The 13,655-nt window shown below is 65.2% G+C and carries 13 protein-coding genes; 1 reads left to right on the top strand and 12 read right to left on the bottom strand.

Features of this window, described 5'->3' with window-relative positions; genetic code table 11:
* The 12 genes from cheY to flhD form a co-directional block, all read right to left on the bottom strand.
* Complete coding sequence (cheY, locus tag AWB83_RS23155; RefSeq protein ID WP_087047944.1) at positions 1-396, bottom strand: chemotaxis response regulator CheY; 396 nt, start codon at positions 394-396, stop codon at positions 1-3.
* 53 nt (positions 397-449) lie between these two features.
* Positions 450-1,562: a protein-glutamate methylesterase/protein-glutamine glutaminase gene (locus AWB83_RS23160; RefSeq protein ID WP_087047945.1), complete on the bottom strand. Its 1,113-nt coding sequence runs from the start codon at positions 1,560-1,562 to the stop codon at positions 450-452.
* A gap of 14 nt (positions 1,563-1,576) precedes the next feature.
* Positions 1,577-2,362 carry a chemoreceptor glutamine deamidase CheD gene (gene cheD, locus AWB83_RS23165; RefSeq protein WP_087047946.1) on the bottom strand — a complete coding sequence of 262 codons (786 nt, stop codon included), beginning with the start codon at positions 2,360-2,362 and terminating at the stop codon, positions 1,577-1,579.
* Positions 2,359-3,288: a CheR family methyltransferase gene (locus AWB83_RS23170; RefSeq protein ID WP_096059388.1), complete on the bottom strand. Its 930-nt coding sequence runs from the start codon at positions 3,286-3,288 to the stop codon at positions 2,359-2,361. Before AWB83_RS23170 ends, cheD begins: the two co-directional genes overlap by 4 nt.
* A 204-nt stretch (positions 3,289-3,492) precedes the next feature.
* Complete coding sequence (locus AWB83_RS23175; protein ID WP_087047947.1) at positions 3,493-5,352, bottom strand: methyl-accepting chemotaxis protein; 1,860 nt, start codon at positions 5,350-5,352, stop codon at positions 3,493-3,495.
* A gap of 31 nt (positions 5,353-5,383) precedes the next feature.
* Positions 5,384-5,911, bottom strand: a complete 528-nt coding sequence (gene cheW / locus AWB83_RS23180; protein WP_087047948.1) for a chemotaxis protein CheW — start codon at positions 5,909-5,911, stop codon at positions 5,384-5,386.
* A 36-nt stretch (positions 5,912-5,947) separates the two neighbouring features.
* On the bottom strand, positions 5,948-8,233 hold the full coding sequence (gene cheA / locus AWB83_RS23185) for a chemotaxis protein CheA (protein WP_087047949.1): 2,286 nt from the start codon (positions 8,231-8,233) through the stop codon (positions 5,948-5,950).
* 99 nt (positions 8,234-8,332) lie between these two features.
* Positions 8,333-8,710, bottom strand: a complete 378-nt coding sequence (locus tag AWB83_RS23190) for a response regulator (protein ID WP_087047950.1) — start codon at positions 8,708-8,710, stop codon at positions 8,333-8,335.
* A gap of 67 nt (positions 8,711-8,777) precedes the next feature.
* Positions 8,778-9,773 (bottom strand): flagellar motor protein MotB, encoded by a 996-nt coding sequence (gene motB / locus AWB83_RS23195; protein ID WP_087047951.1) that lies wholly within the window; start codon positions 9,771-9,773, stop codon positions 8,778-8,780.
* A gap of 40 nt (positions 9,774-9,813) precedes the next feature.
* The gene (gene motA, locus AWB83_RS23200; protein WP_087047952.1) at positions 9,814-10,674 is read right to left on the bottom strand and encodes a flagellar motor stator protein MotA; all 861 of its coding nucleotides are present in this window, start codon (positions 10,672-10,674) and stop codon (positions 9,814-9,816) included.
* Between the two features lie 151 nt (positions 10,675-10,825).
* A complete protein-coding gene (flhC, locus tag AWB83_RS23205; RefSeq protein WP_087047953.1) occupies positions 10,826-11,401 on the bottom strand; it encodes a flagellar transcriptional regulator FlhC in 576 nt (191 codons plus the stop codon).
* A gap of 21 nt (positions 11,402-11,422) precedes the next feature.
* Positions 11,423-11,746 carry a flagellar transcriptional regulator FlhD gene (flhD, locus tag AWB83_RS23210; RefSeq protein ID WP_087047954.1) on the bottom strand — a complete coding sequence of 108 codons (324 nt, stop codon included), beginning with the start codon at positions 11,744-11,746 and terminating at the stop codon, positions 11,423-11,425.
* Between the two features lie 705 nt (positions 11,747-12,451).
* On the opposite strand from flhD, the gene AWB83_RS23215 reads away from it, so the two are divergent.
* On the top strand, positions 12,452-13,516 hold the full coding sequence (locus AWB83_RS23215) for a glycosyltransferase family 4 protein (protein ID WP_087047955.1): 1,065 nt from the start codon (positions 12,452-12,454) through the stop codon (positions 13,514-13,516).
* Positions 13,517-13,655: the final 139 nt, after the last annotated feature.

Below are 13,655 nucleotides of genomic sequence, written 5' to 3' on the forward strand. Positions count from 1 at the left end.
TCAGCTCCCGGCCTTGGCCATCTTCTCGAGAATCTTGGTGAGCTTCTCGTCGAGCGTGGCGGCCGTGAAGGGCTTGACCACGTAACCGCTCGCGCCCGCCTGCGCCGCCGCGATGATGTTCTCCTTCTTCGACTCCGCCGTCACCATCAGCACCGGCAGATGCGACAGCGTCGCATCCGCGCGGATCTGCTGCAGCATCGAGAGGCCGTCGAGGTTCGGCATGTTCCAATCGGTGATCACGAAGTCGAAGCCGCCGCCGCGCAGGCGAGCGAGTCCCGCCGCGCCGTCTTCGGCTTCGTCGACGTTCGAGTAGCCCAGCTCCTTGAGCAGGTTACGCACGATACGGCGCATCGTCGGAAAATCATCGACGACGAGGATCTTCATGTTCTTGTCCATCACTACTCCCGTGTGTTCTCAAGCGGCAGTGCCGCGTATTCAATTCAGAAAACTCAGACGCGCTGCACGCGTTCGCCCATCGAGGCGAGCCGCGCCATCACGCGTCGGCTCATTTCCGCAAGCGGCGCGACTTCGCTCGCGCCGCCCATCGCAATCGCTTCGCGCGGCATGCCGAACACCACGCAACTCGCTTCGTCCTGCGCGAGCGTGTACGCGCCCGCCTGCTGCATTTCCAGAAGACCGGCGGCGCCGTCGCGGCCCATGCCGGTCAGGATCACGCCGATCGCGTTCTTGCCCGCGTGCTGCGCCGCCGAGCGGAACAGGACGTCCACCGAAGGCCGATGGCGGTTCACGGGCGGCGCATCCGACAGATGCGCGACGTAGTTCGCGCCGCTTCGCGCCAGCACCAGATGCGCGTGGCCCGGCGCGATATACGCGTGACCCGGCAGCACGCGCTCGCCGTGCTCCGCTTCCTTCACCGTGATGCGGCACAGGCCGTTCAGGCGCTGCGCGAACGACTTCGTGAAGCCCGGCGGCATGTGCTGCGCGATCAGCACGGCAGGCGCATCGGGCGGCAGCGGCACGAGCACTTCGCGAATGGCTTCGGTGCCGCCTGTCGATGCGCCGACGATCACGAGCTTCTCCGTCGAGACGAGCGGATTGTTGAAGTGCGGCGCGAGCTTGTGCGCCGGCGCATGGGCGCCGGCATTCGCCGCATGCGACGCGTGCGGGGTCTGCCGCACACGCGCGCGGGATGCGGCGCGCACCTTGTCGGCCAGCTTCTCCGCGTAGTCGAGCATGCCGTCGCGGATGCCGACCTTCGGCTTCGTGACGAAGTCGACCGCGCCGAGCTCCAGCGCGCGCAGCGTGATTTCGTTGCCGCGCTCGGTCAGCGACGACACCATCACGACCGGCATCGGCCGCAGGCGCATCAGCTTTTCCAGAAAGTCGAGGCCGTCCATGCGCGGCATTTCGACGTCGAGCGTCAGCACGTCCGGGTTGTGCAGCTTGATCAGCTCGCGCGCGACGAGCGGATCGGGCGCGGTCGCGCACACGTGCATGTCGGGCTGCGAGTTGATGATCTCGGTCATGAGGCTGCGCACGAGCGCGGAATCGTCGACGCACAGCACCTTGATCGTAGGCAGAGCCGGCGCCTTCGTGCTCATGGCGTGGATCGGGTTCATGCTTCCTCCGCCGTTTCCGTGCCGCGCAGCGTGCGCGCGGCGCTGTTGAAACTGCTGCCGCCGCCGAACAGTTCCGCGCGCGGCTTCGCCGCGGGACGCGCCGCGGCCCCTGAGGGCAAGCCGAACAACTCGGCGCGCGGCTTGCTGCCCGCCACGCTCGCCTGATTGAACAGCTCGACGCGCGCCCGCGCCTTCGCGAGCCGCTCTGCGCGCTCTTCCGGCGTGCGCTGCACGAGCGCCTGCTCGCGCTCGACGATGACCGGATCGTGCTGCGTCTTGAGCTTCTTGACCATCACCTGGCCGGAACGCGGCATGAACGCGACCTTGCGCGGATGCATGCCCTGCAAGTCCTCGGCGACGATGCGAATCTTCTCCAGCGCGAGATAGCGCCGCACGAACTCCGAGTTGCGGTCGCCGATGTTGATGGTCGTCATGCCCGCCAGCACCGCGCCGCCGCCGAACACCTTCGCTTCGAAGCGCTCGCGCCGTCCGCCGCGCTTGATGAGCTCGTTGATGAGCACTTCCATCGCGTATGCGCCGTAACGCATCGAGTCGGACGCGGCATGCGAGGCGTCGGAGCCGTCGTCGGGCAGCATGAAGTGATTCATTCCGCCGATGCCCGCCGTGCGATCGTTGATGCACGCCGCCACGCACGAGCCGAGCACGGTCACGAGCACCATGTCTTCGCTCGTCATGTAGAACTCGTTCGGCAGGAGCTTCACGCCCGGCTTCTTGAAGTGATTGTCGTAATAGAGATTCGATGCGATCGGCAGTCCGCTCATGCCGTCTCCCCTGCGAGCGCACGCGCCGCTTTCGGCGTGCCCGCGTGCTTCATGTCGCGCGTCAGTTCATACACGGTCTGGCCGCGCAGCCTGAAGGCCTGCGACACGTAGGTGAAATTCTCCGAATGTCCCGCGAACAGCAGCGCGCCCGGCTTCATCAGCGGCTCGAAGCGCGTCAGCACCTGTCCTTGCGTCGGCTTGTCGAAGTAGATCATCACGTTGCGGCAGAAGATCGCGTCGAACGGGCCTTTCACGTCGTAGCGGGCATCGGTCAGGTTCACGCGGCCGAAGCTCACCATCGCGCGCAATTCGGGGCGCACCTTCACGAGACCCGCGTGCGAGCCCGTGCCCTTCAGGAAGAAGCGCTTCAGACGCTCGACCGGAAGCGCCTTCACCTGATCGAGCGAATACACACCTGCTTCCGCCTTCGCGAGCACCTGGCTGTCGATGTCGCTCGCGAACACCGTGCACTGGCGCGCGGCGTGTTCACCCAGGGCTTCGATCAGCGTCATCGCGATGGAATACGGCTCCTCGCCCGTCGATGCCGCCGAGCACCATACCGAGAACGGCTGCTGCCGACGGCGCGCGAACTCCGCGAGAATCGGAAAGTGATGCGACTCGCGGAAGAACGCGGTGAGATTCGTTGTCAGCGCGTTGACGAACGCTTCCCACTCGGCGTTGTCCTCGTGGGTTTCGAGGCGGTCGAGATACTGTCTGAACGTGTCCATGCCGCATGCGCGCAATCGGCGCGCGAGGCGGCTGTACGCCATGTCGCGTTTGTGGTCCGACAGCGAGATGCCCGCGCGCTGATGAATCAGCTCGCGAATGCGGGCGAAGTCCGCTGCCGTGAATTCGAAATCGCGCTCGACTTCCGAGCCGCGCACGCTGGCGGGCAAGTCGACGCGCGCATTGCGCGTTGCCATCATGATGTTTCGTGCTTTCCTGGCGTCATCATCGTCGCGTGATATGGCGTGCTCGTCGCGCTCCCGGCTGGCGATGCATGCGACGGCCATGCCGACTCACGCGCGCCGGCCGCGCGGCGCGCATTGCCTGCGCCGCGTGATCCGGTGATCCGCCCGCTCGCGGGCGCAAAGCGCTGTGCCTGCATGGTCGTCTCGTTTCACACTCTGTCAGAAGGTTTCCCAGTCGCCGTCGTCGGCGGTCGTGGCCTTGGCGCGCGGCGCGGGCGCGACGGCTCGCGATGCGGGCTTCGCGGCGCTCGCCGGCTTGCTCGCGGCTTTGCGCGCTGCGCTGCCGGCTTCCTTGATAACGGCCGCTTCCGGCCCGACGTTAGGCTGCGGCGCAACTTTCGCGGCCTGCACCGGCTTCGCCTGCCTGTCGGCGCTCTGCGCGACGACCGGTGAAGAAGGCTCGATGCGCGCGGCCGGCGTCAGACGCGCAGCCGCAACCGTCGCGCTCGTGCGCACCGGCGCGGCGCTTTCGACGCGCCATTGCGCGACGACGTCCTTCAACTGGCGCGTCTGGTCTTCGAGCGATGCCGCTGCGGCCGCCGCCTGCTCGACGAGCGCCGCGTTCTGCTGCGTCACGCTGTCCATCTGCGTGACCGCGCGATTGACCTGCTCGATGCCGTCGGACTGCTCCTCCGAGGCCGCGCTGATCTCTCCCATGATGTCGGTCACGCGGCGCACCGCCTGCACGATCTCGCCCATCGTCTGGCCGGCGCGCGCGACGAGTTCCGTGCCGCTATCCACCTTCGCGGCCGAATCGCCGATCAGCGCCTTGATTTCCTTGGCCGCCGCCGCGCTGCGCTGCGCGAGCGAGCGCACTTCGCCCGCGACCACCGCGAAGCCGCGGCCTTCCTCGCCCGCGCGCGCCGCCTCGACGGCCGCGTTCAACGCGAGGATGTTGGTCTGGAACGCGATCCCTTCGATCACGCCGATGATGTCCACGACCTTGTTCGAGCTCGACGCGATCGCGTGCATCGTCTCAACGACCTGCTCGACGACCTCGCCGCCGCGCGACGCGATATCCGATGCGTTCACCGCGAGCTGGCTCGCTTGGCGCGCGTTGTCGGCGTTCTGCTTCACCGTGCTCGTGAGCTCTTCCATGCTCGACGCGGTTTCCTGCAGCGACGCCGCCTGCTCTTCGGTGCGCTGCGACAGGTCCGTGTTGCCGCTCGCGATTTCATGCGCGCCGACGTCGATCGATTCCGCGCCGCGATGCACCGCGCCCACCATCGCGGTCAGATTGCCTCGCATGCGCTCGATGCCCGCGAACAGGCGGCCGATCTCGTTGGTCTTGTCGGTGTGCGCGGACTGCGTGAGATCGCCGCGCGAGATGCGATCGAAGTGATCGACGGCATCGTTGATCGGCTTCACGATCAAGCTGGAAAGCGCCATGCGCGTGCCGACGAGCATCAGCACCGCGAGCACGAGCACCGCGCCGATCGTCATGTTGAGCGCCGCGATGTGCGAGGCCGTGCCGGCGCGCGAGCTCTCGGCGTGCTCCTGATGCGACGCCACGGCGGCCGTCACGGCCTGATCGAAGGCGACGAACATCGGGCTGATCTTCGTGTCGGCGATCGCGTGATACGCGGCCATGTCGTTGGCGCGGATCGCGGCGAACTCCGGCTCCACGCCGGTCTTGACGAGCGTGTCGTGCTGCGCCACGAGCGTATCGAGCGTTTCCTTGGGCAGCGTCGGCTTCGGCGTATCGAGATAGAGCTTCCAGTTCTCGTTGCTCTTGTCGAGCAGGTACTGGCCGCGATCGATCGCCTTCTTCGCTTCCGCGTCGTTGCCCGCCTCGGCGAGCGAGCGCACGCGGTCGAGCGTGACGCGCGAGCGCAGCAGATACGACGAGGTTTCGGACAGCGCGCGTATCGCCACCATGTCCTGCTGCGCGAGCGAGGTGAGCGCCGTGCTCGCGGAGTTGAGCCCGACGAGCGCGAGCGCGCCGATCACCGCCGCGCATCCCACGAACAACAGGCCGACGAGCGTGAGCGTCGCGCGGATCGACAACTTCTTCAGCATGGCTTCATTCCTTACGTGCTTGCTTGCGTCCTTACGCGGCGACGGAGTCGATCAACTCCATCTCGCGGCTCGTCATGAGCTTCTCGATGTCCATCAGGATCAGCATGCGGCCGTCGACCGTGCCGAGACCCGTCAGATATTCCGTCGCGAGCGTACCGCCGAATTCCGGCGCGGGCATCACCTGTTCCTGCGTGAGCGTGAGCACGTCCGACACGCCGTCGACCACCATGCCGACCACGCGATGCGCGACGTTCAGGATGATCACGACGGTCTGGTTGTCGTACTCGACGCGGCCCAGATTGAACTTGATGCGCATGTCGACGATCGGCACGATGATGCCGCGCAGGTTGATCACGCCCTTGATGAACGCGGGCGCATTCGCAATGCGTGTAACGTTGTCGTAGCCGCGAATTTCCTGCACCTTGAGAATGTCGATGCCGTATTCCTCGGCGCCGAGCGTGAACACGAGGAATTCCTGGCCGCCCGCTTCGGCGTGCTGCGCATCGCGGCGCACGGCGCTGGTCGGCGTTGCGTTTTGAATCGATTGAATGTCTGCCACGAGAGCTCCCTTTGGCCTGTCGTTGGTCTGGTGGTGTTAGTGAGAGTGCGCGCCGTGCTGTGCGCGCGATTCGCGGTTGAGCGCGGCCACGTCGACGATCAGCGCGACGCTGCCGTCGCCCAGGATGGTCGCGGCGGAAATGCCGTGCACCTTGCGGTAATTGGTTTCGAGGTTCTTCACGACCACTTGCTGCTGGCCGACGAGCTCGTCGATCAACATGGCGAAGCGGCGGCCTTCCGTCTGCATGATCGTGACGATGCCTTGCGTCGGCTCGGTGCGCGCGCCTTCGACGTCGAACACCCGATGGAGCGCGACGAGCGGCAGATACTCGCCGCGCACGCGCACGACGCGCTCGCCGTTGGCGACCGTGTAGATGTCCTCGGCGACGGGCTGCAGCGACTCCATCACGAAGTTCAGCGGCAGGATGAAGATCTCGTTGCCGACCTTCACCGACATGCCATCGAGAATCGCGAGCGTCAGAGGCAGCACGATCTTCGTCGTCGTGCCCGCGCCCTGGCGCGAGCTGATTTCGACGTGACCGCCCATCGACTGGATGTTGCGTTTCACCACGTCCATGCCGACGCCGCGGCCGGAGATGTCCGTCACCTGCTCGGCGGTCGAGAAGCCCGCCATGAAGATGAGCTGCCAGACTTCTTCGTCGCTCATCGATTCGCTGACCTGCAGGCCCTGCTTTTGCGCCTTCGCGAGAATCTTGTCGCGGCGCAGGCCCGCGCCGTCGTCGCTCACTTCGATCACGATGTTGCCGCCGTGATGCGCCGCCGACAGCACGAGCTGGCCGGTGGTCGGCTTGCCTGCCGCGCGGCGCGCCTCCACGGTCTCGATGCCGTGATCGAGCGAGTTGCGCACGAGGTGCGTGAGCGGATCGATGATGCGCTCGATCAGGCTCTTGTCGAGCTCGGTCGCCTGACCGAATGTGACGAGCTCCACTTCCTTGCCGAGCTTGCCGGCGATGTCGCGCACGAGGCGCGGGAAGCGGCTGAAGACGTAATCCATCGGCATCATGCGGATGGACATGACGGCCTCTTGCAGGTCGCGCGCGTTGCGCTCGAGCTGCGCCATGCCGTTGAAAAGACGGTCATGCAATGCGGGATCGAAGGCGCTCGTGGTTTCCGCGAGCATCGCCTGCGTGATGACGAGTTCGCCCACCAGGTTGATGAGCTGGTCGACCTTCTCGACGCCGACGCGAATCGAGCTGCCTTCCGCCGATGCGGCGGCTTGCGGGCGCGCCTTCTTTTCGGCGTCGCTCGGTGCGGATCTTGACGGCAGGGCGGCGGGTTGAACCGCCGCCGTCGCCGCTTCTTCTTTTTCTTTTGCTGCTTCGTTGCTGGCCGCGGATGCAGGCGACGCGCTCGCCTGCGATTGCTCGGGCTCTTCCCGTAGCGTGGGTTGTACCGCCGGTGTTGCCCAGTGAGCCGGCTGCGCTTCGGCGGATTGCGCCGCCGAATCGCCGCGGCCGATCGTGATCTGCGTTTCATCGATCACGAAGCAGCACACGGCGACGATATCGTCGGCCGGAACATCCGAGTCGAGCCAGACCACATACTCGACGTCCGTCTTCTTTTCTCCGACGATGCTTCCCAGATTCCCCAGCTCCTCGATCAGAGTCGCCAGATCCTTCTCGCCCACCCCCCGTAGCGTAATTTTCAGGTGGGGTCCAACTTCCGCCGCCGGCGCGCCGGTGTATCCCGGCATTGCGTCGTCAGCGGTTCCTGCATGCGTCGCGCCATCGGCAAGCTCGAACGCGCCGTCCCAGTTGCCGTCGTCCTCGATCGCTTCCATCGCCTGCGCGATCAGGTGCGCGGGCGGGGCGTTCGGGCCTTCGTAGGCGGGCGCGGCGTTCACGTTCGCCGCGTGGTTTTCCGCTCCCGGCAGCGCCGGCGGCTCGATGCGGACCGCGTCCGCTCCTTCGGCGCTCTCGTTCTTCAGGCGCTCGAGCTTCGCGCAGATCGCCGCGGCCGCGGCCGCATCCGGCTCCGCGCTCGCGCGATACGCGGCGAGCTGGTCGGAGAGCACGTCCTTCGTCGCGAGGAACGTGTCGATCATGTCGCGGCGCAGGACGAGCTCGTTGTTGCGCGCGCGGTCCAGCAGCGATTCGAGGATGTGCGTTGTCTCCGTCAGCGCGGCGAAGCCGAAGGTCGCCGCGCCGCCCTTGATCGAATGCGCCGCGCGGAAGATCGCCGCGAGGTCTTCCGGATCGGGGTTCGCGATGTCCAGAACGAGCAGCAGTTGCTCCATCTGCGCGAGCAGTTCATCCGCTTCGTCGAAGAAGGTTTGATAGAACTGGGTAATGTCGAGAGTCATGCTTGAGTCACCGCAGGAATGCTGTTCAGTCGGCGCCGTTGTGCGCGGGTTTCAATGCTGTCTTTGGGTTGCTTCGCCTGGGCCCTGCTCTTCTGCCGTTCAGTGCAGCGTGCCTTCCGAGAGCGCTGCGACCAGCTCGGTCAGCAGGTCCGGATCGAGCGGCTTCTCGATCCAGCCCGTCGCGCCCGCCGTGCGCGCCGCGTCCTTGAACGGCTCGCCGCCCTCGGTCGTGAGGACCAGGATCGGCGTCGCCCGGTAGGCATGGTTCGCGCGCAGCGCCACGATCAGATCGAGCCCGCTCTTGCCCGGCATGTGCTGGTCGGTCAGAACGAGATCGAAGCGCTCGGCGAGCGCCCACTCCAGACCTTCGTCGCCATCGGACGCGACGGTCACTTCGTAGCCCGCAGTCGCCAGCGTCGCCGAGATGATTTGCCGCATCGCGGCCGAATCGTCGATTGCCAGAATGTTCTTGATCATGTTTGTCTCTTGCCGTGTTGACGGTCGAAACGTGCCGAGTCTTGAGCCTGTTTTTTGGGCAATTTGCTCAGTGCGCCGCGGGTGTCGCCACGCCGCGGCCAAGGATGCCGAGCGCGGCCGATGGCTTGCCGTCCTCGCCCGTGGCGTTGTCGAGCGTGGCGCCCGGGCCGCCGTCGTCGCGCAGCATCGACAATTCGGTCTTCCGGTTGAGCACGATGACGCTGATGCGCCGGTTCTCCGGATCGAGCGGATCCTGCTTGTTCAAGTTCTGCGTGGACGCGAGGCCGAGCACGCGCATCACCTTCGCTTCGTCCATGCCGCCCGCGACCAGCTCGCGCCGCGACGCGTTCGCGCGGTCCGCGGACAGCTCCCAGTTGCTGTAGCCCTTCTCGCCGCCCGCGTACTTCACGGCGTCGGTGTGTCCCTGCACGACGATGCGGTTCGGCACGTCGTTCAAGGTCTTGCCGATCTCGCGCAGGATGTCGCGCATGTAAGGCTGCACGGTATCGCTGGAAAGCGCGAACATCGGGCGCTTCTGCGTGTCGACGATCTCGATGCGCAAGCCCTGCTGGGTCGACTCGATGCGGATCTGCTGCTTGAACTGGCGCAGCGTCGGATTGGCCTCGATCGCGGCCATGAGCTTCACTTGAAGGTCATGCAGGCGCACCTGCTCGCGGCGCTCGAGCTCGCCTTGCGCGGCCTTGAGCAGCTGGTCGTCGGTCTGCGACGACGCGCGCTGCGCAAGCTGCGTGCTGCCATCCGTCTTGCGCGCGGCGCCCGCCTCGTCGCTCGAAATGTCGCGCCCGCCGCCGGTGATGATGCTGTCGTCCATGCCGACGGTCTTGCCGCCGACCATCGCCGCCTTGAGCGGCATCTGGAAATACTCCGCGATGCCGCGCCGCTGCACGGGCGAAGTCGACGAAAGCAGCCACATCAGCAGGAAGAACGCCATCATCGCGGTCATGAAGTCCGCGTAGGCGAGCTTCCACGCGCCGCCGTGATGCCCCTTGCGGCCCGCGACGACGCGTTTGATGAAGATGGGACGTCCGCTCTCGTTGCTCATTGCCGTGCCCTGATCGATGGATCGCTCGCGAAGCCGTTCATCACTTCGCCTTGACCCGGCGCACGTGCTCCTCCAGTTCGGAGAACGACGGGCGTTCGGTCGAGAACAGCACCTTGCGGCCGAACTCCACCGCGATCGCGGGTGCGTAGCCGTTCAGGCTCGCGAGGATCGTCACCTTGATGCACTGGAACATCTTGGTCTGCTCGGCGACGCGCTGCTCCGCGACGTTCGCGAGCGGCCCGATGAAGCCGTAGGAAAGGAGAATGCCGAGAAAGGTGCCGACGAGCGCCTGCGCGATCATCTCGCCGAGAATGGCGGGCGGCTGATCGGCGGAGGCCATCGTATGCACGACGCCCATCACGGCGGCGACGATGCCGAACGCGGGCATCGCGTCGCCGACCTTCGTGAGCGCGTGCGCGGGCGCCTCGCCCTCGACGTGATGCGTCTCGATCTCCTCGTCCATGAGGCTTTCGATCTCGAACGCGTTCATGTTTCCGCTGACCATGAGGCGCAGATAATCCGTCAGGAATTCGACGATGTGATGGTCCGCGAGAATCTTCGGGTACTGGCTGAACACGGGGCTTTTGACGGGATCTTCGATATCCGCTTCGAGCGCGAGCGTGCCTTCCTTGCGCGCCTTCGCGAGCAGGACATAGAGCAGGCCCATCAGCTCCATGTACGTGCCCTTGTCGTACTTCGCGCCCTTGAAGAGCGTGGGAATGACGAAAAACGTCGCCTTGATGGTCTTGAGGTTGTTGCCGAGGATGAACGCGCCGACGCCCGCGCCCGAGATCATCAGGATTTCGACCGGTTGCACGAGCGCGCCAAGGTGACCGCCTTCCAGCGCATAACCGCCGAAGACGGACAGCAATGTCACGAGCGTTCCAACGAAAATCAGCACAGTCGAGTCCTCTTTTGATGCGGTGAGACCGCCGTTAAGTGCGCAGTTATGTCGGTTAACGGCACTCGACTGAAAAACTTTGGGGGCAATTCCGCGGCTGCCGCAAACGGTAAACCCCGCGTCGCAGCAGGGTTCAGTGCGGGATGCGGCCTCAGGCCGCAATGCGCGGAGCGCGTTCCGGCGGGTTGCGCGAGGCGAGCGCCTTGCGGGTCTTGCCCGCGCGCGAGGGCGGCTGGCACAGGCCGCAGACGTAGCCCGCGCGCAAGTCGTACGCATGCGCGACGAAGCGTCCGCCGCAGCGCGTGCAGGTGTTCGTCTGGAGCATGCCGGATTCGAAATAGCGCACGAGCGTCCAGGCGCGCGTGAGCGAGAGCACGGGCTCGTCGCCGTAGAGCGCGACGTGCTCCAGATAGAGGCGATAGCTCTTCACGATCGTCCGGATCGTGCTCCGGGCGCCGTTCGCGCCGCCGTGCCGGTCGATGAAACGGTAGATGCCGTGAAACAGCGACGAGTGGATGTTCGGCTGCCAGGTCATGAACCAGTCGGTCGAGAACGGCAGCATGCCCTTGGGCGGCGAGGCGCCCTTCAACTCCTTGTAGAGCCGGATGAGCCGGTCGCGCGACAGGTTCGTTTCGGCTTCGAGCAGTTGCAGGCGTGCGCCCAGCTCGATCAGTTCGATCGCCAGGGTGATCTCGCGGACTTCCGCGACCACGCTCTTCGTCGTCATCGGCCTCTGGGGTCCGTCCGCTCAGCCGATCTGCGCGACAGGTCCGTCCGCCAGCAGGATCGCGGCGTGCGCCTGGGTGAGCGCCGCGCTCTTGTCCTTGTCGGCGAGCGAGGAAAGAATCGTGTGATCGTCGAAACGGAAGCGGCACAGCAGATGGCTCGACGACGCCACCTTCACCGCCTGCGCGAGCGTCAGCGACGACAGCACCTGCGCGACCTGCTCGGACAGGCCGAGCCGGTACATCGCCGAAACCCGGTCTTCGTGAAGAAGCCGCTGTGCGAGGAGCAAGTACGACAGATTCACCTCGCGGATTTCCGCGAGCGTACTCGTATTGGTGGCCGTCATTTTTTCCCCGAATCGATACATGGCTGGTCAGGCCTGGCGGGAACGTTTGCGCGGATTCACGGCAGACATGGGCGAATCCGGCCCCGCACGTGGTGTCTTGTGTCGATCCGATTGTCGCCGATGCCCGCGGCCGCGCCTGTCGGACAAAGCTTCCGACGCGGCGACGGATTTTCGCGAAGATTCGTGTAGGAATATTTCTTACACGGCGACGCCCTCGATTGCCGGTCGGAAAACCCGGTTATCGGCATCCATTCGTCTGACTTAATGGCTGAATGGCATATTTCCGTGCGCCGGCGGGTCTGAACCGCCGTCAGGCCCGCATCCACGGGCCGGGAACGCTACGTGCTTATCTTGAGCCTCGCGGCCTTCTTGACGCTTCACATTCGTCTACATCGCCGGTATCGGTGCAATTTTTGACTTCGTAACAGCAGTTGTTTCGCGCTGTAACAACGATAAGCGATTGAAAAATGACGTGAAATGCCGCTCGCGATCCCGATAATGGGCATTAAGGGATAACCCGGTCGCGATGTTTTTTCATTTCCGGGCCCATCTCGGGCGGCGTCCTGGTACGCGGCCCGCCCGAATGGCATGTGTTGAGCGCTCGACCGGAGCGTGACTGCAATGCCCTCACACTCGCCTTTACAGGCATGGGATCCGAGCAAGGCACCAAGGCGCCAGCTCTGATCGACACAGGAGAGTCACGTTATGCGAATCGCACAAATTGCACCGTTGCACGAAGCAGTACCCCCGAAGTTCTACGGCGGCACTGAGCGGGTGGTGTCGTATCTGACCGACGCGCTCGTCGATCTCGGACACGACGTCACCTTGTTCGCCAGCGGCGATTCGCAAACCAAGGCGACCCTCGAAGCGGCGTGGCCGCGTGCCCTGCGGCTCGATCCGACCATCCGCGATGCGCTCGCGCCGCACATGCTGCTGCTCGAAACCGTCCGCCAGCGCGCGCACGAGTTCGACGTGCTGCACTTCCACCTCGACTACATGCCGTTCCCGCTGTTCACGCAGATGGACACCCCGTTCGTGACGACGCTGCACGGCCGTCTCGACCTGCCGGAACTGCAGCCGATCTTCAACACGTTCACGAAGGCGAACGTCATCTCGATCTCGGATAATCAGCGCGGACCGCTGCCGCAGGCGAACTGGCTGAACACCGTCTATCACGGCCTGCCGAACGAGTTGCTCACGCCGCAGCCGCACAAGGAGCCGGAATATCTCGCGTTCCTTGGCCGCATTTGCCCGGAGAAGCGCGCCGATCTTGCCATCAAGATCGCTGCGCAAAGCGGCCTGCCGCTGAAGATCGCCGCCAAGGTGGACAAGGTCGACCAGGACTACTTCAAGTCGACGATCGAACCGCTGCTCTCGCTGGCGCACGTCGAATTCATCGGGGAGATCAACGAGGCCCAGAAGCCGGAATTCCTGTCGGGCGCGAAGGCGTTGCTCTTCCCGATCGACTGGAACGAGCCCTTCGGCCTGGTGATGATCGAGGCGATGGCCTGCGGCACGCCGGTGATCGCGTTCAATCGCGGCTCGGTGCCGGAAGTGATCGACCATGGCGTGACCGGCTTCATCTGCGAGGACGTGCAGGGTGCCGTGGGCGCGCTGCAGCGTCTGGACGAGTTGTCGCGCACGGAAATTCGCGCGCAGTTCGAGCGCCGCTTCAGCGCGAAGACGATGGCGCAGAACTACGTCGAGAGTTACACCGCGATGCTTCAGGCCGCGAAGCGCCCAGTGCTGCGTCAGGTCGCCGTGGGCTGATCGCTGCCGCACGACCGCCGGCTTCGAAGCCGCATGAAATGCCGCCCGCATGCCGGGCGGCACAGACTGCTGACGAACCCCATGTTTTTCGGAACGTGGGGTTTGTTTTTTAGGCGGCAGCGCTGTTGGAGCGATGCGG

The organism is Caballeronia ptereochthonis (assembly GCF_001545075.1).
Lineage (GTDB): Bacteria > Pseudomonadota > Gammaproteobacteria > Burkholderiales > Burkholderiaceae > Caballeronia > Caballeronia ptereochthonis.